This is a genomic window from Rossellomorea marisflavi (genome assembly GCF_001274775.1).
In the GTDB taxonomy this organism is placed as follows: domain Bacteria; phylum Bacillota; class Bacilli; order Bacillales; family Bacillaceae_B; genus Rossellomorea; species Rossellomorea marisflavi.
Window position 1 is genome coordinate 1,201,278 of the sequence record NZ_LGUE01000001.1, and the last position, 19,984, is coordinate 1,221,261.

Genomic DNA, 19,984 nt, shown 5'->3' on the forward strand with positions numbered 1-19,984 from the left:
CACATACACTGATTCAGAGGCATGTAGTAAAGGAGCGTCGAGATGAGCAGGCATATACCCAAAGTTTCCGTTGTATTCCCTGTGAAGAACGAAGGAAAGAATGTAAAGATGACGTTGGATTCCCTTTTCAACGTCAAGACGAATGTCGAGGTCGAGGCGATCCTTGTGGACGATTCGTCCACCGATGACGGCTTCGCCTTTCTCCCAACCTATGAACATAAACAAAAAGTGATCTATGTACGGGCAGAAGGGGTAGGTCCCTCTGTTGCCAGGAATCTGGGGGCGGAAGCTGCACACTACCCTTATATCGCTTTTTGTGATGCCCATATGACCTTTGAGCATTTCTGGTTGGATCGTCTTGTCTATCCACTGGCAAGCGGGGTGACAGATGCCGTTTGTCCAGCCATCGGTTCACTGGAAGACCCCTCCATCGTAGGATACGGACAATCTTTGACTCCTTCACTGAAGATTAAGTGGAACCCCAGAGGGAGGGGGCTTTTTGAAACAGCTATCCTTCCCGGTGCATGCATTGTCATGAAGAAAGAGACATTCGATGATATCGGCGGTTTTGAACCTGGATTTTATTCGTGGGGGCACGAAGATGTAGAAATTTCGATCAAACTTTGGCTTTTCGGATACCGATGCCACTGCGATCCTACGGTGACCATCCTCCATTTGTTCAGGACGGCCCACCCGTACAGTGTGAACTACGAGGGGATCTACTACAACCTCATGAGAATGGCCTATCTTCATTTTGATGACGCCAGGATTGAAAGGGCCAAATCCCTGATTGTGCATGGTTCATCCATCAAGATTGACCGAAAGGTGCTCCAGGACGGGGTGCTCCAAAAAAGAACAGAGTATATGAAAAAAAGGAAGACCAGCATCGATACACTATTCAAGAAATTTTCGATCTACTTCTGATCTTGCGAAAACAACAAAAAGGTAATCATCCCGATTACCTTTTTGTTGTTTTCATATAGTCATGGATATCTTCCAATGTTTGTGTGAACGGAATGGCCGGTTCCCATCCCAGACCCCGGGTTTCTACCGCAGGGTACACCTCCTGGACAGTTCGCTGAAAGAGGTCTGTACTGAAGGTGATTCCGCTTCCAGCTATATCCCTTATAGCCCTCGCTACTTCCAGAAGGGTCCGGTTCCGACCGGAGGCCACCGTATAATTCCCTCCGCGCTCTCCATTTGCAATAATCCTCTCATAGGCACAAACCGCGTCCCTGACGTCTAGGAAATCCCTTTGATCGAGTACATTGGCGAAGTGAAAAGCTTTCTTCTCTTCCACACAGCTCCTTGCTAAAAGGGAGCAGATGCCGGTTGATTCTCCCGGACCGCATAAGTTAGAGGAGCGGGCAATCCGAACATCCAATCCGAAAAGTGTAGACCAGGAGGAAGCAAGGCCCGTCTGCATGAGCTTGGATACGCCATATGGATGCGCCGGCTGAGAGCCGGCGTTCCATTCCAGTACCGAACCCGTGATCAATATGATAGACTTCGGTGCGCAGATCCTCAAGGCTTCCAACAGATTCAAGGTTCCCAGTACATTTATGCGGAATGTGAAAGCAGGCTTCTCCCAGGCAACACCACCGTGATTCTGCGCAGCGAGATGAAGCGTGATGTCGGGGTTCACCTCCTGCACCACCCGTTTCACTTGCTGTTCATCCATAATATCGCATGGAACAAGCGTCACATCTTTCATCATTGTCGGTTTCCTCACTAGACCGTACACTGTGTGACCCATGCCTGCAAACAAGGCACAAGCGTGACGTCCCGTGAACCCCGAGGCTCCGGTCACAAGGACCCGTTTCATTTTTGTCGCATCCATTCGACCATTTCTATGAGCATGTTTTTGTAATCCTGAACCGGATAATGAACGTCTTTCCGGGTATGCACGAGCGTCTTATCATGAACCGGAGTCAGGGACGCTGTGATGGTCACGTCATCTTTTTTGAGAACTTCTTTGAAAAGTTGAAGGAGCTCATACTTACTGATTCTTCCCGGTGTGCACAGATGATAGAGTCCTGTTACACCAGTCGGGATCAAGTGATCGATGGCTTTGGCAAGTTCGAGGGTGGTCACACCGTTCCAAAATACATTCGCATATCCTTTCACTTCACCATGTTGCTTTAAGAACCAGTGAAAGAGACCGATTCCATTCTCCTTCAATTCAGGTCCGATGATCGAAGTTCTGATGGTCAGATGAGGTGAGCGGGTCACCTCCCCGATCGCCTTCGTCTTGGAATAGGCAGTGGTGCCATCCTTCTCATCATTCTCTACATAGCTTCCCTTTTCTCCTGAAAAGACGCAATCTGTACTGATATGGATAAGTTTTCCACCGTATTCATCCAGTACTTCCGTCAAAAAATGGGGCAGAAGGCCATTAACGATGATGGCGTCCTTGAGTCTGGCCTCTGCATCTCCATTCAGGAGTCCGACGGCATTGATGAGCACATCCGGCTTGTGATGCAAGATGACATTCCTTACAGCGGCAAGGCTTGTTACATCAAGTTGGATCCCGTCTTCATTCCTGGTGGTGTAGAGGACGTCATGTCCCTGCTTTTTCATATAGGAAGTGATGACATGGCCGGCCATGCCCCTGCCCCCCAATACGAGGATCCTCATTCCAGAAAGCCCCCGTCCTTCAGCATGGACTTGATCTGATCGTAATTGATGATGTTATCACTTGAGGAATACGTATCAAGATCGACCTGCGGGAAGTCTTTGTAAAATTCTGTTAATCCTTCAATATGAATGGTGGGGAGAATGACGAAGTATTCGTTGTCATATACAATTGTGTTGTGGCTTTCAAACTCCGTCAAAAGCAATTCATGCAGTTTTTCCCCCGGTCGGATCCCGAGTTCCTCCACTGTCACTTCCTGATCAGGTGAATATCGATCGATGAGTACTTGAGCCAGATCCATGATCTTGCACGTCGGCATCTTCATGACGAAGATTTCTCCCCCATGGCTTTCGTAGGTGGCCTTGAACAACAGCTTGATGGCATCTTTGATGGTGAGGAAGAAACGGGTCATGTTTTTATCCGTAATCCCGATTTTCGACTTTTCCTTGATGCTATGCTTGAAGACGTGGATGACGCTTCCGTTTGTCCCCAGTACATTCCCGCCCCGTACACAAACAAATTTCGTTTTATCCGTCAGGACATTGGCATTGATGATCAGTTTTTCTCCCATCGCTTTCGTAAACCCATAGAAATTGGACGGGTTGGCCGCTTTGTCAGTGGAGATATTGATCACCTTCTCCACTTCATTTTCAATGGCGGCGTCGATGATATTCTGGGTACCCATCACATTCGTCTTCAGGGCCTCAAGAGGCTGATGCTCACACACCGGTACATGTTTAAGTGCCGCAAGATGGAAGATGTAATCGACTTTCTGAGCCGCCTCCATCACTGCTTCCTTATCACGCACGTCCCCGATCAGGAACGTCAGGCGCGGGTCGTTCTCGAATTTTTGCTTTGTCAGTACCTGACTGGTTTCATTCCGGGAGAAGATCCTGATTTCCTTCGGATTTTTCTCAAGAAGCTGGGATACGAGTTCGTTACCCCACGATCCCGTTCCTCCCGTTACTAAGATGGTTTTATTAGTAAACAATTTCTGTCCCTCCTAAAAGTATATTGATCACTTTATCCGACACATGTTCATCCAAGTATTCTGCAGGACACTTCCAATTTGCAGTCTTGGAACACATGACGTTCACGCCGTTGACGATGTTCGCTTCCACCAGGCCGGAAATGAAGTTACTGCCACAGTCAACCGTTTCCGGTCTTTCGGTCGTCTTCCTGACTGTTACGGCCGGCACATGGAAGATACAGCACTCTTCCTGGACCGTTCCGCTATCGGTCAATACGCAATACGCCTTTTTTTCGAGCTGTATGAAATCAAAGAATCCGAATGGTTCATGGAATTCAATTCTTGGATCGATGGATAGATCAGGCATGGCCAATAACTTGGAGCGTGTTCTCGGATGTGCGCTGAAGATGATTCTTTTTTTGTAGGTGGTCGCAATGGTGTTCATGGCTTGGATGATGGAGGTGAGGTGGTGGGGGTTGTCTACGTTTTCTGCCCTGTGGATCGTAGCCAGGAAATAGTCCCTTTCTTCTAATGAAAGTTCTTTAAGTATGGTGCTGGAATCAATGTCCGTTTCATAATGCTTCAGAACTTCATAGATGGGATTGCCGGTTGTGATGATTTTGCTTGGTGTCATTCCTTCATTGAGAAGATTGGTTTTGCTATACGGCGTATAAACGAGATTGAATGACGAGACTGAATCGATGATCTTCCGATTCTTCTCTTCCGGTACATTCAAATCGAAGCAGCGGTTCCCTGCTTCCATGTGGACGACAGGAATCATCATCCGTTCGGCCAGGATGGCACTCAGCCCGCTATTCGTGTCGCCAAGCACAAGCACTTTATCCGGCTTCTCGCGGATCAGTATCTCTTCAAGTCCTTCATATAAGGCAGATAGCTGCTTGCCAAGTGACTGCTGCTTATCCGACAGGACGTAGTCAGGTGCACGCAGACCAAGCTCCTGATAGAACACACCGTTCAATGAGTGGGTGAAGTTCTGCCCTGTATGCACGATGACATGCCGATCCGCAAGTTGATCAAGCTTTTTCATGATGAGGCTCAGCCTGATGATCTCCGGCCTCGTCCCCAGTACTGTAACGATTTTCACCTGTGACCTCTCCTTTCTGTTTCGTCTTAATACTTTATGATAGAATACGGGAGCTGTCCTAGACTCTTCACCATGTTTTGATAAAAAGGCGCATCCATCAGGTATTCAAATTCATCGCTGACTGATAGAATGCCTCAGCATTCTCAATGAGGGATGGGAGACCCCATTTTTCCCTGCTCTGTTTCCAAGCTTGCTGCCCCATACGATCCCGTTCCGCTGGGTGTCGGATGATAAGATCCAATGCATTGGAGAGCTGGAGGCTGTTTCCTTTCTCCACGATCAGACCCGTTCCTTGATGATCGACCATTTCCGGAAGACCTCCAGCATTGGAGGAAATGACCGGCACCCCCATCATTTGCGCCTCGATGACAGCGAACGGCTGATTTTCCTGAAGGCTCGGAATGACCAGAACGTCTGCCTTCTGCAGAATCTGCACAACATCATTCCGGTTACCAAGGAAGCTCACCTTGGATTCAATCCCAAGCTGCCTTGCCTGAGCCACCAGTTTCTCCTGCATCTCACCTTCTCCCAGGATCTGGCATTCCCATTCCAGTGAGGGAGAGAGCATTTCGAGCGACTCCAGAAGGTGGTGGAGGCCTTTCAGGTACACTAATCTGCTGATGGCCACAATGGTACACTTTCCTGAAGGACGCTTTCCGGGATATGCAGGGAATTGTTCGATGGGAACCCCATAGTTGAAGGTCATGATCTTATAAGAAGGTACGCTGTATTGATTCAGCAGGATGCCCCTCATCCACCTGCTTGACGTATGGAGAGTTGTACTGCTGTCATAGCCGATTTTCTCCAACCTGGCGTAATACTGAAGGACGAAACTGCTCCAGATATCACCATCGGATCTGCCGGGATTAGTCGCTTTGATTTGATGGAAGATCGCTCCGGACAAAAAACCATGGATGGATGTAACCATGGGTGTATGGGCAGGTTTCATCCTGCTGATCGATACCGCCGACAGGACATCCTGACAGTGGATGAGGTCATATTGCGACAAATCATGTTCTGCCAGTCCACGTTCAAAAAGATATCTGTTCACTTCTGCATGATACACCCATGGATCCTCAATCAATCTCGGAATGGACTTCTTCAGCTTCCGCTCGACCATGGGCCTGAAGGGTAGTAGTTCGATCGTATTCCCTTTTAAGAGATTCAATACCTGAGTGTTTGTAGAGTTCGAGCAGATGATATCGACGGAGTGCCCTTTTGCAACAAGACCATCATGAAGATTGGAGACAAATGACCAAATGCCGCCTCCGGGTAATGGGAAGATGGTAGCAATCAGGATTTTCATCGGTTCACCATCCCCCTGTATGCCGGTCGAGCAGTTCTCTCAGACGTGGATCTGGGATGGCATATTTCGATTGTGTATTCATATGGGGTTTTGGAAGCGGTTTTTTAGCCGAAATGGGCACACTCCTGCCGGGATATCGATAGGTATTTTTTCTGGGCAACAACTCTTCCACTCTCCTTTAATCAGCTAATTGAATAGATGGCATTCATTCCATGGGGCTCAAGATCCTTCTCCCACATCAAAGCCATTTCCTTGATGTTATAACAGGCTACACGGGTTGGAAGGAATCCGTGCTGACCGTAATACTCCCTGGAGCCATCTTCATTCACCCTGCTTGACGGTCTGATCCGTGTGAATCCCACCAGGATGATGTCCTCGGTAAGCGGTTTGATCCCCCTGCACCACCCCAGCTTTTCCTCATGTGAGCCGACGGTTGTGAGGTCGATATCCTGAACGACCTGCAGGCTCCCTGCATTCACTTTGATGATGTGGCCGTCCACCTGCGTGAAATACAAATGGTTCTTATAAAGGACTCCATCATGGATGAGCTGCCTGCCGATCGTGATCTCTTTCCAAGGATCGGTCAAACAGATCGCGTCTTTCTGCAGGCATCTTGTGACCCATATTTCATCGTCCAGTTCAAACACAAAGTTCGGGTGATGTGTATGGGGTTTGGTGGTAGGGACTTTCCGGTAGTCGATCGACGGATCAAAACTTTTCCAAGGCCCGCCCCTGCCTACATTCCACTCGTTCAGGATCACACCTTTAGGGGACGTTTCGATCACCATATCAAGCCCTGTGTTACAAATAAGCAGATTCCCGTTGGCTCTTGGATACACGTGATGAACATCATTCAATGAAGGATAGGTGAAATACTTCTCGAGCTGATAGGTATTCAAATCGTATACCAATATTTCTGTATGAGTCGGCACATAGAGCTTGTTCTTCCTCAGCGTAGCGGCCGTAAACGATATCGAGGGGTCATCATCAGCACACACGGCCGGTGGTGAGATATATTCAATCACCTTTTGAATCTGCTGCGATTTTGTGTGAAACGAAAGGACGAGCCCTTTTTTAAATTGTTCCCAGTCCTTCTTCAGACCGGCTTTCTGGGTGGCACCCGAAAGGATAAGTTCTCTCAATCTTCTTCACTCCTTTTCTCTCCATATAGCAACTGCAGGTCATTCATTTCCCGGCGGATATCGGCTTGATGGTTCATGCTACCCGATGCCGGGTGGGTGCGATACTTGATGAGGGGCAAATGAAGATAACCAAATGAGTATCCCTTCATCATCAGCCGCATCCACATCTCATAATCATGGGTGAAACGGTGCTTCGGCTCGAAGAATCCGGCTTCCGTGAAGATCATCCTCTTCATGAGCATCGTTGACCCGTTTATGGGATTGCGATACGCCAGAACGTCTTCCAGCCTTTTTATATCCTCGAAGGATTCATTGACCGACCACATCCATTCTGTTCCTTTATCGGTAATGAGAAGATAATCGCTGAAGCAGAGGTCGATCCGGTTCCGCTCCATATACTCGACTTGCAGGGATATCTTCTCCGGGAGGAACAGATCATCGGAACTGAGCCAGGCGGTATAGGTCCCTGTAGCCGTATCCATTCCCCAGTTCAATGCTGTTGCCGTTCCTCCATTGACTTTATGGAGGATCGTAATCCGATCGGCATAAGGTTCAAGCTTTTCCAGATGCATGGTGGAGCCATCGTTCACCACAATCACTTCGATTGCCGGATACGATTGATTGAGGGCGCTCTCGATTGCCTGATCCACGTAAGCACAATTATAGAACGGAATGATAATAGACACTTTTGGAATCATCCTTTCACCCCCTCATAAGCTTTTCTTCTCCATACTATGTAAAGCTTGTTTCCGTTGACAGTAAAATCAGGAATTTCAGCGGTTATTCCCTGAATGTCCTGTACAACTTCCCGTGTCTTACATATACCTGATAATAAGGACCTAAAAGTCCATTCGATTAAAGGAGGATACTATCTTGAATGTTTTATTCGTCTTCTATGTCCCAAGTGGCGGTGTAGAAACGCTGAATCGACAGAGGGCTGCCGCTTTGCGTTCTGCAGGGATCCAGAGCGACTTTCTCTACTACAGCAAGAAAAGGGGTCTGTTGAACCACGAAGAAAGCAATGTGTATATCGCTGATCAGGATGCAGACATCCAGAGGATCCTGAAAAAAGGCCGGTACGATGCCATCATCATCACATCCGACTACAGAGGCATGGAACGATTCCGGAAACTTGGCTACAACGGGAAGATTCTATTGGAGATACAGGGATATGGTCCCCAGGCAACAGCACGGGCTGAGATGAAAAATGCCATTCCCTATGTCAATCAGTTCTGCGATGGGTTGCTCTACCCGAAAACACCGCATATCGGAGCCATATTCAATGAGTTTTTCCCTGGCACCCCAACATTCGGATTCAATAACTGCTTTGATGCGGATGCCTTTGCCTACAAGGCCCTCCCGAAGCACCCATCCCCGATCATCGCATGGATCGGCAGGCTCGAGGATAATAAAAACTGGAGGGAATTCCTGCACATCGGGCACGAGATGATCAAAAGGAAGCCTGGAGTCCAGCTATATATGTTCGAAGATCCAAGTCTATCCACCCCAAAAGAACGTCAGGATTTCAACACGCTGAAATCGATTTTAAAACTTGATGACCACCTTCACCTCCTTCAGAATGTCCCTCATTCCCAGATGCCTCATTATTTCTCGAAAATCGGTGATTCCGGAGGATTCCTGTGCTGCACGTCCAAGGTCGAAGGAGCCCCTTATTCCCCTTTGGAAGCGATGAGTTGCAGATGCCCCGTCCTCACATCAGATTCAGACGGGATCAGAAGCGCGGTGCTCCATAACCAAACGGGAAAATATTATTCGATCGGGAACGTCCAGACAGCAGTACAGCAGGGGGTGCAGCTCATGGATGATGGACAGCTGCGCTCGTACATCATCGAAAATGCCCTTCTCCACCTCAAATCGCAGTTTGGGCACGAAGCTTATAGAATTCACTTCTACGGCATGCTCAAAACTTTAGGCATCTAAAATCCCCCTTCATGGGCGTGCTGTTCAACCCGAATCGTCTTTTTTGCATAGGGTATTAAAAACAGAGGTGAACTCTATGGAAAAAGCAATTGTAACCGGTGGAGCGGGTTTCATCGGCTCTCATCTCGCTGACAATTTAATCAAAGAGGGATTGGACGTTCATATCATCGATGATCTAAGCAGCGGAAAAGTAAAGCATCTGCCTGCTGCCGCTTCGTTTCATCAGGTGGATATAAGATCTCAAGAAGCAAGGGAACTTATCACTTCCATTAAACCGGATGTCATCTATCATCTTGCAGCACAAGCAGATGTGAACCGATCATTGAATGACCCGCACACGGATATGTCGGTGAATGTGGGGGGCACGATCAACATCCTGGAAGCGTGCAGGAATTTGTCCCTGAAGAAATTTGTCTTTTCCTCTACTTCTGCTGTATACGGAAATTCATCCGAGTCTGTGCTCACAGAGGGTATGCCTGCTTCTCCCCTTTCATTTTATGGCCTCTCCAAGCTAGCAGCTGAACGATATATCACCCTCTATCACGACCTCTTCTCTATCCCTTACACTATATTGAGATATGGAAACGTATATGGTCCTAGACAGACGGCAAAAGGGGAAGGCGGTGTCATCGCAGTCTTTACCGACAAACTCTCTAAAGGAGAATCGTTAAAGGTGAATGGAGACGGATTGCAGACGAGGGACTATGTATATGTGCAAGACATCGTTTCTGCCAACATGGCGGCTGGGAGGGCTCCGGATGTGGGAACGTTCGTGGTAGGGACCGGTATCCCCACATCACTGCTCGACGTTATCAAGATCCTTGAGACTACCACAGGGGAATCCATCCCCTATGTCCACGGGCAGGATCGGCCGGGGGATATTAAACACAGCTGTCTGGATCCGGCTTTAATCAACCGGATCCTGGGCTGGACTCCCCGGTACAACATGGACATGGGCATTTCCGAAACGCTCCGTCGATAATGGAATGACAGAGATCATCCACTCCCATTACCCGATAGGAACAAATCATTCGTAATGGTCATTAAAGAAATGAAAAAACCCGAACTCCTTTGCCTGATAAAAGGAGTTCGGGTTTTACTATGACTACAATATGTTTATCCCAGCCGCCTTCTATTTTTTCCGTCTGGGAGATTGGAAGAGTTTGCTGTACGTTTGTTGAATCTGTTGTGCTTCATTTGCTATCCCGCCTGCAAAACGGGCCGTACCCATCCCCGGGTGCACACGGTATAACACGAGGGATTCGTCAAAGTAATGCATGGGCGTAAACAAACTGAGTCGGCACCACATTTCATAATCCTGTGCAAATTTATATCCTTCATCAAACCAGCCTGCCTGCTTCATGAGAGAAATTTCTGCCATGACCGTACACCCATTCACCGGGCACCCTTGAAGCAGCCGCTGCTTGAATGTCCCATGCCTCATGGGGGCAGAACGTATCTCGCTAATGATCGTATTGTTTGAGTCAACCGTTTTAAATGCCGTATAGGAGAGTCTTGATCCATTCCTCTGCATGAACGTCACTTGCTTTTGTATTTTATCCGCGACAAATTGATCATCGGAGCTCAGCCAGGCGAAGTAATGACCCGTTGCATGCCGCAACCCTTCATTTAGAGCCGAAGCCGTTCCTCCGTTTGATTTCCGGATGTATTTGATTCGGTGTCTGTAAGGGTTGATCTTCTCGGTGAACTTGGTAGAACCATCGTCCACTACAATGACTTCAATATCAGGATAGGTTTGGTGGATGGCACTTCGTATCGCCTGGTCGACATATGGACAATTGTAAAATGGGATGATGATTGAGACTTTCACATAATCACCTCTTTCCTGCTTGTCTCCCTATACTATATGCATAGAGTCGTTAACCCGCTTGTGCGTTTCACCGTCTCTCGTAATCTACCCTCTCAATTAATACGACAAATGGGAAAAAGAGTGCAATGGCACTCTTATTCCACAATGATGGTCAAATGCATGACCTGCCTTCCACGGATTCTGTAGCAGCGGATCCCTTCTTCCGCTCCTCCAACGGAAATGATGAAATAGAACACATCTGGTGCATGATCGATATCATCTTGAGAAGGGACGGGCAGTCCATTCGGATGAGAATGGTATAATCCGATAAATGCCTCATTTTGTTCATTCATTTCCCTGACCGCACGTTCCTTTTCCGCTTCATCAATGGCAAAGGAAAACGGGGTCGGTTCGGTATTTCTCATCGGCCATACCCTTGTGCATTTGGATCCGCTTCCTGATAAGAGTCCGCATGCTTCATTCGGCATGGAAGATTTCGCCTCCAGGATCAACCTGCTATAGAGATTCTTTGAAAGAAAGACTGACTCTTTACGCGTTGCACCCACACCCTTTAAACTTGAACTTGGTGCGCTCTGCTGCGATTTTTTCCCTTTGTTCTTTTTTGATGCCGATGGGTATGCTTTTTTTCTGTCTGTATATTTGGTTTTGATCTTTTTTCATCATGGTGGTTCACCCCCTTCCATGGGTCATCGGAAGTACTTTTGCGGATTGAACATCGTCTTCTTGGAATCGGAGGGCAAGGGAATGTTTCCATACTCATCAAATTCCGGGTTCACCTGCGGGACTTCCGCTTTCTTCTGGGATTTCATCTGGTTATACAGATCATTTTTTTTGTTCGATTGTTGTTTGATCCTACTTTTTAATGCTTCAATCTCAGATTCCAATTCAAGTTCCCTTGCACTTTGTTTAGGAGCACTTTGTTGCTGATCATGCAGAAGGGTGATTTCCCTTTCGAGCTCCCCTTCCCGCTCCTTGAAGTGGTCGATCTGTTGCTTCAGGCTTTGGATTTCTTCCTCATAATAGGTTTCAATTTTATTGATTTCTTCCTGGATCTTCTTCACTTCGGTGAGATGGTTTTGAGCCGATTCGTTTATGCTTTGCTGCTCGGCTATCGCACCCTTCACTTCTGTGAACTTTGCTGAATACTCTCGTAGCTGCTCATCGATTTCCTCCAGCCTCCTTAAGATCTCAACATTCATTTCGGCGTGCTCCCTACCGGATAAAAAATGCCACATCGTATATCTCCACCTTTCCGAATGAGATTTCAGCTGTTGATAAAACAGCTCCACCATCTTTATATTCGTCTCCAACCCCATGAGGATACCACCGCAGTCAATCCTGACAACACTACTGGAGGGAGTCTCATATACGAGCTTAACCAGCCTCTCCTTCACTGCTTTCAGCATTTCGGGACCCTTGTTCTCGATCATGATGACTTCCACTGGAGGGGTCGATGGCCCTCCTCCTTTCACTCTCTCCTGATGAATCGTTTCCTTTAGCTGCTCCATTTTTCTTTTCAGGGTAAGGATCACCTCTCCTTGCTCCCTTTCCCTGGTCTTCCATTCTTTCAATTGAGCCTGGAGGGATTCAACAACCCGGCGGCCACCTGCTTCCTCCTGCATCCTTGCTCTCTCGATACGGCCTGGATCGTGTTCCGCCAATTCCCCGAACAGTGACTCCACCTCTTCTGAAATGAGCTTGATATCACCCAATGCCTTCAATGCCTCTCCTTCACCTTTATCCACCATCGCCAACACCTCCACCAATCCATTTCCTTCATCATATGTACAGATTCTCTCCATGTTAAAAAAAGGAGGGAGAGTTTCCCCTCTCTCCCTAATCATTAGCCGTTCAATAGGTCATTGAATGTTTGACACTCGCTGAACTCAACGAGGGCTTCTACTACTCCACTGTCGAAAATAACGGCATTGGCAGTGTTACGAAGGATCAGGCGGAAGCCTTCAGCAATCGGTCCAAGCAAGCCTGTGAAAATTTGAAGTTCGTAGAACAATTGCTCAGGTGCGCCGTCGAAGTAGCGGATCCCTTCTCCGACTGCAGTCAATGCATCTGTACCACATGTTACGCGGTCGATTGAAGACGGGTTGAAGCTGAAGCTGAAGTCCGGTTGGAATCCAGTAGCAGTCGGTGCAGGAGTCGGTCCGACCTCAGTATCAACAAAGGAGTAAGACCATGTGCTGTCCCCAAGGGAACATTCTTGACAGATTTCCGCTCTGAGAGTGGATAGACCTGTAACAAGTTCTGCTGCTGCTCCGGTACCGAATGTGGCTTCGGTATCTTCATTTCTTGCAAGAGCTGTACCTTGGCACTCACAGTTGGCAACCGGGAACAAGCCAGGGCATTGACGTGGGAACTCAAGAAGGCTCAGGTCACACTGAAGTTGCTCTTCTGGTACTGGAATGTTATTTGGACGTGGGAAGCAGAACTTAGCCAATACTTCCAACTTCACAGGGAATTCCACTTGAACATCTTTACAAAGGACAACACGAAGCGGAATCATCGGTCCGAATGGATCTGGTCCCATAAGGACGCCACCGGAAGAGGCGATGACTTGCGTTGCACGGATGTTCAGGTTGGCATTCGTGATGCCAGTCGGCACACAAAGCATGATTTCATCAGTGAATTGAGTGCGGACTGTGAACGTACAAGCTGGTACACCTGCGATTAGGATGGTGACTTCAACTGGAACTGTCCATACAATCAGGACGCGGCCAGGGTTACCATTTTCAAGGATGGTACCAGTCACACTGACGCTAGCAGGATCAACCGGAGCTGTCTGTACTTCCACACGTTGACCGGCCGCTAGTGCTGCACTGACGGCTGCACGGCAGTCTTCATCAGGGATGAAGTTTTTGTTTTCGTATCGATTGGCATAAAACACCCAATCATACACTTTGTCGACACGAATACATTCTGGAGCAAGATCATTTGGATCCAATGGAATTGGGGATGGTGATGGTGTTGGCGTAGGAGTCTGGGAACCCCTAAGTTGTTTACGCTTATTCAAACAAATCCTTCCTTTCGTCTACATGAATATTTATTTAACACTACATCCTATGGGGGCATCGCGAATCGGTATAGAGAAAACACCTAGATTCCCCAAAAAAAATATAAACGGCATGATTTTCAGCATGTAAAAAAAAGGCGCAGCCCCCCTGACACCTATCCAACAATTTTCCATTGGACGTGCATAGGATGTAAAAGGAAGGTGAAGAACAACCTCTTATGAATGGATTCCATACATGCGCCCGCATCGGGAATAACAATGGTCGCATCATTCAAAGAGATGATGAGAATGAATAAGAATGGTTAAACGTTTACGCTTAGAATGAATATTCGTGTGCGGATAAAAATATAGAAAGAAAGCCGTGTAAACGCTGGGAAGTTTACACGGCTTTATTCATTGGATGGACGAATGACCCGGTTCATACATATATATAGAAGTAAAAGAAACCAGCGAAAAAGAGGTGACCCGCATGAATCGGCTCGATCCCATCCAGCTCAATCAGCTGATCATCCATTATAAATCGGAAATGCAAAGGTTCAAACAGGAATATGAAGAATTGGAGTCCACTTCATCAAGAAAGGCAATCCTGTCACTGAAGCGCCAAATCGAGGAGCTGAAGGAAGTAAACCGGCAGCTGACCGAACGAAGCGCCAAGGAAGACATCGCACGCCACAGCCTCTCTTTCCTTATCAGGGATAATGAAGACATCGTGAAGAACGATAAGGCGGAGATCGAAAGACTGAAAGAGACAGTCCTACAACTGGAGGCAGAACTCGCGAAGGAAAGGCATCACAAGGAATCAACACACGGAGAGTTTACAAAGATCATTGATGAGAAGAATGAAGAGATCAGGAAGTTGATCACCTCTATAAACGAGGAAAAGAAAAGACAAAACGAAGTAGCCGAGGCCCTGGAACGCTTGAAGCAAAGATTCCTGGCTCTAAAAGCGGGTTACATGAGAAGCATGCAACGTGGTCAGCGATGAGCAGAGCCGGATGTTCCGATCTGTGCACATAAAGAAACCGGACTCTTCCGTGAGAGCCCGGTTTGTTTTACATAAATTCCTTCACCAATTGGTCGAACGTAGCTTCTTCGAGACGAATATCATGGGAACTAAGTGGTTCTTCCGAGTAGTCGGGGATCAATTCCTGATAGGAAGGTTGATGGCTGTTCTGATAGATGAGACCCGTCACGAGTCCCTGTTTCTCCATAAGGAGGCTCATGGCTTCTTCCTTATTTGAAGGATCATATCCTTCCACATCGGAAAGCTTGGTGAGGTTTTCCTTGAACCAGTCGTACGTATTGATCTTATTATAGGTCACACATGGACTGAATACGTTGATCAGAGAAAACCCTTCATGGTTCAACCCGGCTTCAATCAGTGCAGTCAGTTCCTTCAGGTCGGAAGAAAAGCTTTGTGCGACAAATGTGGCACCGGCGGTCAAAGCCATCTCCATCGGTGCAAGTGCAGGTTCGATGCTCCCTTGAGGAGTGGATTTTGTTTTAAAACCGGTAGAAGACCTTGGGGAAGTCTGTCCTTTAGTCAATCCGTATATTTGGTTATCCATGACGATATACGTAATGTTGACGTTTCTCCGGATTGCATGGATCGTATGACCGAGCCCGATGGCAAAACCATCGCCATCACCTCCGGATGCAATCACCGTCAACTCCCTATTTGCCATTTTCAGCCCCTGGGCTATAGGCAGGGAACGACCATGGATCCCGTGGAAACCGTATGAATTGATATAGCCGGAAATCCTGCCGGAACAACCGATACCTGAAACGACGGCCAGCTGTTCCGGATCCAGCCCTACATTCGCAGAAGCACGCTGTATGGCGGCCTGGACAGAGAAGTCACCACATCCGGGACACCAGTTCGGCTTGACATTATTCCTGAAATCTTTAAATGTTGCCATTTTGCGTCAGCTCCTTACATCTTTCATGTATTTCATGCGGGAGGAAAGGTGTCCCGTCATATTTGGTCATATTGACGACCTTTTGGCCGTAGCCTGCATTCATCTTCAAGATATTCGCCAGCTGTCCGGTAGCATTATTCTCGATGACGACCACTTTTTTCGCGGCTGCAAGCTGAGGCTGTATGGCTTCCGTAGGGAAAGGGTGAATGAGGCGGATATGGGCATGGTTGACTGAGATCCCCTCTTTCTCCAAACGTACCATGGCTTCTTCGATCGCTCCCCTTGTGGAATTGAATCCCACGAGTAGGAGATCGGGTTCCTCATGTCGTGCCTGAATGTGAACCGGTGTGTCAAAGCGGATATCATTAAGCTTGCGCATCCTCTTATCCATCTGTGCCTGCCTGTTCACAGGCGACTCCGACGGTTTCCCCGTTTCGTCATGCTCCACCCCGGTAACATGATGAATGCCGTTCTTCATACCTGGGATCACCCTTGGAGACACGCCGTCTCCGGTCACTTCATAGCGCTTGAAGTAGTGTTTCGGCTCAAGTTCATCCAGCTCTTCTTCTGCAAGCTTCCCCCTCCTGATCTCCACTTTTGAATAATCAAGCGGCTCCACGGTCTGCTTTCCTAATGAAAGCTGCAGGTCGGACAGGATGATGACAGGGCACTGATACTCCTCGGCGAGATTAAAGGCTTCAACCGTATCATAAAACGCTTCCTGCACCGTACTTGGAGCGAGGACGATTTTAGGAATTTCGCCGTGCGTTCCGTAAATCATCGCCATCAGATCGGATTGTTCCTGCTTTGTAGGAAGTCCGGTAGACGGTCCTCCCCTTTGTGTATCCACCACGACTAGAGGCTGCTCGGTCATGCCGGATAATCCGATAGCCTCCATCATGAGTGAAAGGCCAGGTCCTGCAGATGCAGTGAATGATCGGATTCCGCCATAGTTGGCACCGATCGCCATCGTGGCCGCAGCAATCTCATCCTCGGTCTGAATCACGGTCCCGCCAACCAGTGGCAACTTCTTGATCAGATATTCCATGATCTCCGATGCCGGAGTGATGGGGTAAGCAGCCATCAAGCGCACTCCCCCTGCAAGGGCACCGAGGGCAATGGCGTCATTCCCGATCATGAACATACGCTTATTCCCATCTGCCGCTTCCAACTGAAGGGAACCGGCTTTGTCCCCTAGATCGGCATTCATCTTCTCAAATCCCTGCCTGATCGCCTCCATATTCTTCTCGACCACGGCATCCCCTTTACGACCGAAGATTTCAACGACCACTTCTTTGAATACAGATGGGTCAAGGTTCATCACTGCGCATGTGGAGCCGACCGCAACCATATTCTTCATCAGGGAGGTACCAAGCTCTGTGGCAAGCTCCGTGAAAGGAACCACATACAATTCTGCAGCCGTATCCTCTGGTTTGACCGGTTTGAACTTCGCATCGGCAATGATGATGCCTTCATTATGTAATTCCTTATAGTTCACATCGATCGTCTCTTGATCGAACGCAACGAGAATATCAAGATCATCGGCAATCGCCCTTACCTGCGTGGTTGAAACGCGGATCTTGTTATTCGTATGTCCCCCCTTGATCCTCGAGGAGAAATGACGATATCCGTATAAATAATATCCGAGACGGTTCAAAGCCATGGAGAAGATTTCTCCTGTACTCTCGATCCCTTCTCCCTGTTGTCCGCCGACCTTCCAGGAAAGCTGATGCTTCATTCCATTCAATCCCTTCCATAGCAATCTATTAAATGGGAAAACGGTCTCCCCCTATACCTTACTCACTTAAACAGTGTATCACTTTTGCCTAAAAATCACTACCTGCAATTCGCACCATTCCACTATGGATTACACGATTTCAGGAAGCTTTTTCAGTGCATTTCCACCAATGAATTTTCGCACTTGAGCTTCTGAAAAATATCGAAGAAGCATACCGATCAGCGATCCATAATCAGAAAAGCTGCTTAACCCGCTCACCGTTTGATCGATTCCGTCAAAGTCAGATCCAAAACCGATATGGTCCTCGCCACCAAGACTGCACACATGATCGACATGGCGGATCACGTCATACATGGAGGCCTCTTTCCCTGTATTCAAGAATGGAGGAACGAAGGTGATGCCGATGAATCCGTCCTTTGCAATCAGCCCCTCTATTTGATCATTCTTTAAATTTCGTGCGTTTTGACAAATCGTATAGGCGTTCGAATGGGAAGCGATAGGATGTTCGGCAACAGGCAATGCATCCCAAAATGCTTTTTCACTGAGATGTGACATGTCCGTCCACATCCCATGACCATTGAGGAACGTGATGATCTCCTTCCCGAACTTCGTCAGCCCCGCCCCCCTCGGTTCAAGAGCCCCGTCTGCTGCGGCATTGGCCCAGTTCCAGGTCAGACCGACTGACGCCACCCCCAGGCGATAGAGAATCTCCAATTTCTCCATATCCTCTTCGATTGCTTCAATGCCTTCCAGAGACAGCATGGCGCCGATTTCACCTTCTTGCAAAGAGAGTACGTCTTTCCTTGAACGTACCATCACCATCTTCTCATTGGGAGCGATCACTTGACGGTGAAAGAGATTGACCATCGTCAGGGCAGCCTGAAACCGTTCGCCAGGCTTCAGATCGGTAGGTACAAATATGGCGAAGAACTGCATCCGACTATTTTGCTGCTTCAGCTGTGGGTAGGTGATCATCAATCCATTTTTTGTATTGAATAAATGTCGACCCGGATCCATATACAGTTTCATTAGTACGTCACAATGTGTATCGATGATCATACAAACACCTCCCGGTAGTTATATCTATCGTAATCAACGAAATAAGGGCTGTCCACCTTGGCGGACAGCCCTTGACGTTCTTTATCTTGGTTCTACAATCAACTTGATCGCGGTTCGTTCTTCTCCGTCGATCAGGATATCTGTGAATGCCGGAATACAGATCAAATCTAAACCACTCGGAGCCACAAATCCGCGGGCGATGGCAACGGCCTTTACAGCTTGGTTCAGTGCACCGGCACCGATTGCCTGGATTTCAGCTCCCCCTCTCTCACGAAGAACACCGGCAAGTGCACCTGCTACAGAATTAGGATTAGATTTTGCTGAAACTTTTAATATTTCCATTCCTTTTCCTCCTTGTCATTTCCCCTATACCGTATGCTTGTGGTAAAGAACAAACTTGGTATAAACAATTCCACTGCTACTATATTCAGGAAATGGACAAATCATTCCGGTATGGATGAAAAAGGAGTGAATTTTAGTATTCAGTCATGAACGGATGATCTTGATTGATGAGGATGCGTTCGATCTTCGATGCCTTTCCGGTTTTATGATCAATATCGATCAAGCAGGCACTCAGGGTTTTCCTACCGGTCTTAGGTACTTCGAAGCGCACAGGAAGACTCGTCTGGAATCGTTTGATAACCGAGTCTTTGTTCATTCCGAGTACTTCATCATAGGGACCCGTCATGCCGACATCACACATGAATGCCGTCCCGTTCGGCAATATCCGGTTGTCTGCTGTCTGCACATGGGTGTGTGTTCCGATGACGGCAGATACCCTGCCATCGAGGAACCAGCCCACCGCCTGTTTTTCACTTGTTGCTTCGGCATGAAAATCAACGAAAACGATCGGCGTCCGTTTCCTTGCTTCGGTCACCAAGTCGTCCAGAACAGCAAAAGGATCATCGAGTGGTGGCATGAATGTCCTACCCTGCGCATTGATCACCGCAACTTCCTTGCCGTGTACCTGGGCAAATACCAACCCTTGACCCGGTGTACCCTCAGGGAAATTCGCAGGTCGAACAATCTGCTTTGCTCCGTCGATGAAGTCAAAAACATCTCTGTTGTCCCATGCATGGTTCCCAAGGGTCACCATATTGGCTCCATCCTGGATGAACTGCTTGTATATCTTTTCCGTGATTCCCCGGCCTGAGGCGGCATTCTCCCCGTTTACAATCGTAAAATCCGGAAGATGTTTTTTCTTCAATTTAGGTAAATATTCAGAGATCATTTCCCGGCCCATTGAGCCTACGACATCTCCTACAAATAATAATTTCATAAAAAAATCCCTTCTGTTTGCTTCATTACGTTAT

General features: G+C 47.8%; 21 protein-coding genes. 4 read left to right on the plus strand and 17 right to left on the minus strand.

Going from position 1 to position 19,984, the window contains the following annotated elements:
• Nucleotides 1–42 precede the first annotated feature (42 nt).
• Complete coding sequence (locus tag AF331_RS06020) at nucleotides 43–924, plus strand: glycosyltransferase family 2 protein (RefSeq protein WP_053427220.1); 882 nt, start codon at nucleotides 43–45, stop codon at nucleotides 922–924.
• Between the two features lie 34 nt (nucleotides 925–958).
• On the opposite strand, the gene AF331_RS06025 is transcribed toward AF331_RS06020, so the two are convergent.
• The 7 genes from AF331_RS06025 to AF331_RS06055 form a co-directional block, all read right to left on the minus strand.
• Nucleotides 959–1,840 carry an NAD-dependent epimerase/dehydratase family protein gene (locus AF331_RS06025; RefSeq protein WP_082346780.1) on the minus strand — a complete coding sequence of 294 codons (882 nt, stop codon included), beginning with the start codon at nucleotides 1,838–1,840 and terminating at the stop codon, nucleotides 959–961.
• Complete coding sequence (locus AF331_RS06030) at nucleotides 1,822–2,637, minus strand: SDR family oxidoreductase (protein ID WP_053427222.1); 816 nt, start codon at nucleotides 2,635–2,637, stop codon at nucleotides 1,822–1,824. Before AF331_RS06030 ends, AF331_RS06025 begins: the two co-directional genes overlap by 19 nt.
• Entirely contained in the window at nucleotides 2,634–3,626 is a 993-nt protein-coding gene (locus AF331_RS06035) for an SDR family NAD(P)-dependent oxidoreductase (protein WP_053427223.1), read from the minus strand. The genes AF331_RS06030 and AF331_RS06035 overlap by 4 nt, the downstream gene beginning before the upstream one ends.
• Complete coding sequence (gene wecB / locus AF331_RS06040; protein WP_053427224.1) at nucleotides 3,616–4,710, minus strand: non-hydrolyzing UDP-N-acetylglucosamine 2-epimerase; 1,095 nt, start codon at nucleotides 4,708–4,710, stop codon at nucleotides 3,616–3,618. Before wecB ends, AF331_RS06035 begins: the two co-directional genes overlap by 11 nt.
• Before the next feature lie 97 nt (nucleotides 4,711–4,807).
• Entirely contained in the window at nucleotides 4,808–6,016 is a 1,209-nt protein-coding gene (locus AF331_RS06045) for a glycosyltransferase family 4 protein (RefSeq protein ID WP_053427225.1), read from the minus strand.
• 182 nt (nucleotides 6,017–6,198) lie between these two features.
• Nucleotides 6,199–7,158, minus strand: a complete 960-nt coding sequence (locus tag AF331_RS06050) for a hypothetical protein (protein ID WP_053427226.1) — start codon at nucleotides 7,156–7,158, stop codon at nucleotides 6,199–6,201.
• Complete coding sequence (locus AF331_RS06055) at nucleotides 7,155–7,856, minus strand: glycosyltransferase family 2 protein (protein ID WP_053427227.1); 702 nt, start codon at nucleotides 7,854–7,856, stop codon at nucleotides 7,155–7,157. The genes AF331_RS06050 and AF331_RS06055 overlap by 4 nt, the downstream gene beginning before the upstream one ends.
• A gap of 175 nt (nucleotides 7,857–8,031) precedes the next feature.
• Here AF331_RS06055 and AF331_RS06060 point away from each other — a divergent pair, with 175 nt between their 5' ends.
• Together AF331_RS06060 and AF331_RS06065 are read left to right on the plus strand one after the other, a co-directional pair.
• On the plus strand, nucleotides 8,032–9,099 hold the full coding sequence (locus AF331_RS06060; RefSeq protein ID WP_053427228.1) for a glycosyltransferase family 4 protein: 1,068 nt from the start codon (nucleotides 8,032–8,034) through the stop codon (nucleotides 9,097–9,099).
• 76 nt (nucleotides 9,100–9,175) lie between these two features.
• On the plus strand, nucleotides 9,176–10,081 hold the full coding sequence (locus AF331_RS06065) for an NAD-dependent epimerase/dehydratase family protein (RefSeq protein WP_053427229.1): 906 nt from the start codon (nucleotides 9,176–9,178) through the stop codon (nucleotides 10,079–10,081).
• Between the two features lie 150 nt (nucleotides 10,082–10,231).
• Here AF331_RS06065 and AF331_RS06070 read toward each other — a convergent pair whose 3' ends face one another.
• From AF331_RS06070 to AF331_RS06085, 5 genes are all read right to left on the minus strand, one after another.
• Nucleotides 10,232–10,930: a glycosyltransferase gene (locus tag AF331_RS06070; protein WP_053427230.1), complete on the minus strand. Its 699-nt coding sequence runs from the start codon at nucleotides 10,928–10,930 to the stop codon at nucleotides 10,232–10,234.
• A gap of 134 nt (nucleotides 10,931–11,064) precedes the next feature.
• A complete protein-coding gene (locus AF331_RS06075; RefSeq protein ID WP_268786313.1) occupies nucleotides 11,065–11,475 on the minus strand; it encodes a M67 family metallopeptidase in 411 nt (136 codons plus the stop codon).
• The gene (locus AF331_RS23010; protein WP_258523385.1) at nucleotides 11,459–11,593 is read right to left on the minus strand and encodes a hypothetical protein; all 135 of its coding nucleotides are present in this window, start codon (nucleotides 11,591–11,593) and stop codon (nucleotides 11,459–11,461) included. The genes AF331_RS06075 and AF331_RS23010 overlap by 17 nt, the downstream gene beginning before the upstream one ends.
• A gap of 23 nt (nucleotides 11,594–11,616) precedes the next feature.
• Complete coding sequence (locus AF331_RS06080) at nucleotides 11,617–12,732, minus strand: hypothetical protein (protein ID WP_160316494.1); 1,116 nt, start codon at nucleotides 12,730–12,732, stop codon at nucleotides 11,617–11,619.
• 41 nt (nucleotides 12,733–12,773) lie between these two features.
• Entirely contained in the window at nucleotides 12,774–13,955 is a 1,182-nt protein-coding gene (locus AF331_RS06085) for a BMQ_0737 family morphogenetic spore coat protein (protein ID WP_142245911.1), read from the minus strand.
• A gap of 469 nt (nucleotides 13,956–14,424) precedes the next feature.
• On the opposite strand from AF331_RS06085, the gene AF331_RS06090 reads away from it, so the two are divergent.
• A complete protein-coding gene (locus AF331_RS06090) occupies nucleotides 14,425–14,940 on the plus strand; it encodes a hypothetical protein (RefSeq protein ID WP_053427233.1) in 516 nt (171 codons plus the stop codon).
• Nucleotides 14,941–15,007: 67 nt separating this feature from the next.
• Here the strand turns inward: AF331_RS06090 and AF331_RS06095 are convergent, their stop codons facing one another.
• The 5 genes from AF331_RS06095 to AF331_RS06115 all read right to left on the minus strand — a co-directional run bounded on the left by AF331_RS06095 (nucleotide 15,008) and on the right by AF331_RS06115 (nucleotide 19,950).
• On the minus strand, nucleotides 15,008–15,874 hold the full coding sequence (locus tag AF331_RS06095) for a 2-oxoacid:ferredoxin oxidoreductase subunit beta (protein WP_053427234.1): 867 nt from the start codon (nucleotides 15,872–15,874) through the stop codon (nucleotides 15,008–15,010).
• Nucleotides 15,861–17,612 (minus strand): 2-oxoacid:acceptor oxidoreductase subunit alpha, encoded by a 1,752-nt coding sequence (locus AF331_RS06100; RefSeq protein WP_053427807.1) that lies wholly within the window; start codon nucleotides 17,610–17,612, stop codon nucleotides 15,861–15,863. Before AF331_RS06100 ends, AF331_RS06095 begins: the two co-directional genes overlap by 14 nt.
• A 129-nt stretch (nucleotides 17,613–17,741) precedes the next feature.
• The gene (locus AF331_RS06105) at nucleotides 17,742–18,671 is read right to left on the minus strand and encodes a dipeptidase (RefSeq protein ID WP_053427235.1); all 930 of its coding nucleotides are present in this window, start codon (nucleotides 18,669–18,671) and stop codon (nucleotides 17,742–17,744) included.
• Between the two features lie 81 nt (nucleotides 18,672–18,752).
• The gene (gene spoVS / locus AF331_RS06110) at nucleotides 18,753–19,013 is read right to left on the minus strand and encodes a stage V sporulation protein SpoVS (protein ID WP_034760060.1); all 261 of its coding nucleotides are present in this window, start codon (nucleotides 19,011–19,013) and stop codon (nucleotides 18,753–18,755) included.
• Between the two features lie 133 nt (nucleotides 19,014–19,146).
• Complete coding sequence (locus AF331_RS06115) at nucleotides 19,147–19,950, minus strand: TIGR00282 family metallophosphoesterase (protein WP_053427236.1); 804 nt, start codon at nucleotides 19,948–19,950, stop codon at nucleotides 19,147–19,149.
• Nucleotides 19,951–19,984: the final 34 nt, after the last annotated feature.

Excerpts from the sequence above, each read along its gene's own strand:
- AF331_RS06020 (WP_053427220.1), top strand. The coding sequence starts at position 43 with ATGAGCAGGCATATACCCAAAGTTTCCGTTGTATTCCCTGTGAAGAAC.
- AF331_RS06025 (WP_082346780.1), bottom strand. The coding sequence starts at position 1,840 with ATGGATGCGACAAAAATGAAACGGGTCCTTGTGACCGGAGCCTCGGGG.
- AF331_RS06030 (WP_053427222.1), bottom strand. The coding sequence starts at position 2,637 with ATGAGGATCCTCGTATTGGGGGGCAGGGGCATGGCCGGCCATGTCATC.
- AF331_RS06045 (WP_053427225.1), bottom strand. The coding sequence starts at position 6,016 with ATGAAAATCCTGATTGCTACCATCTTCCCATTACCCGGAGGCGGCATT.
- AF331_RS06055 (WP_053427227.1), bottom strand. The coding sequence starts at position 7,856 with ATGATTCCAAAAGTGTCTATTATCATTCCGTTCTATAATTGTGCTTAC.
- AF331_RS06065 (WP_053427229.1), top strand. The coding sequence starts at position 9,176 with ATGGAAAAAGCAATTGTAACCGGTGGAGCGGGTTTCATCGGCTCTCAT.
- AF331_RS23010 (WP_258523385.1), bottom strand. The coding sequence starts at position 11,593 with ATGATGAAAAAAGATCAAAACCAAATATACAGACAGAAAAAAAGCATA.
- AF331_RS06080 (WP_160316494.1), bottom strand. The coding sequence starts at position 12,732 with ATGGAGAGAATCTGTACATATGATGAAGGAAATGGATTGGTGGAGGTG.
- AF331_RS06090 (WP_053427233.1), top strand. The coding sequence starts at position 14,425 with ATGAATCGGCTCGATCCCATCCAGCTCAATCAGCTGATCATCCATTAT.
- AF331_RS06095 (WP_053427234.1), bottom strand. The coding sequence starts at position 15,874 with ATGGCAACATTTAAAGATTTCAGGAATAATGTCAAGCCGAACTGGTGT.
- AF331_RS06100 (WP_053427807.1), bottom strand. The coding sequence starts at position 17,612 with ATGAAGCATCAGCTTTCCTGGAAGGTCGGCGGACAACAGGGAGAAGGG.
- AF331_RS06105 (WP_053427235.1), bottom strand. The coding sequence starts at position 18,671 with ATGATCATCGATACACATTGTGACGTACTAATGAAACTGTATATGGAT.
- spoVS (WP_034760060.1), bottom strand. The coding sequence starts at position 19,013 with ATGGAAATATTAAAAGTTTCAGCAAAATCTAATCCTAATTCTGTAGCA.
- AF331_RS06115 (WP_053427236.1), bottom strand. The coding sequence starts at position 19,950 with ATGAAATTATTATTTGTAGGAGATGTCGTAGGCTCAATGGGCCGGGAA.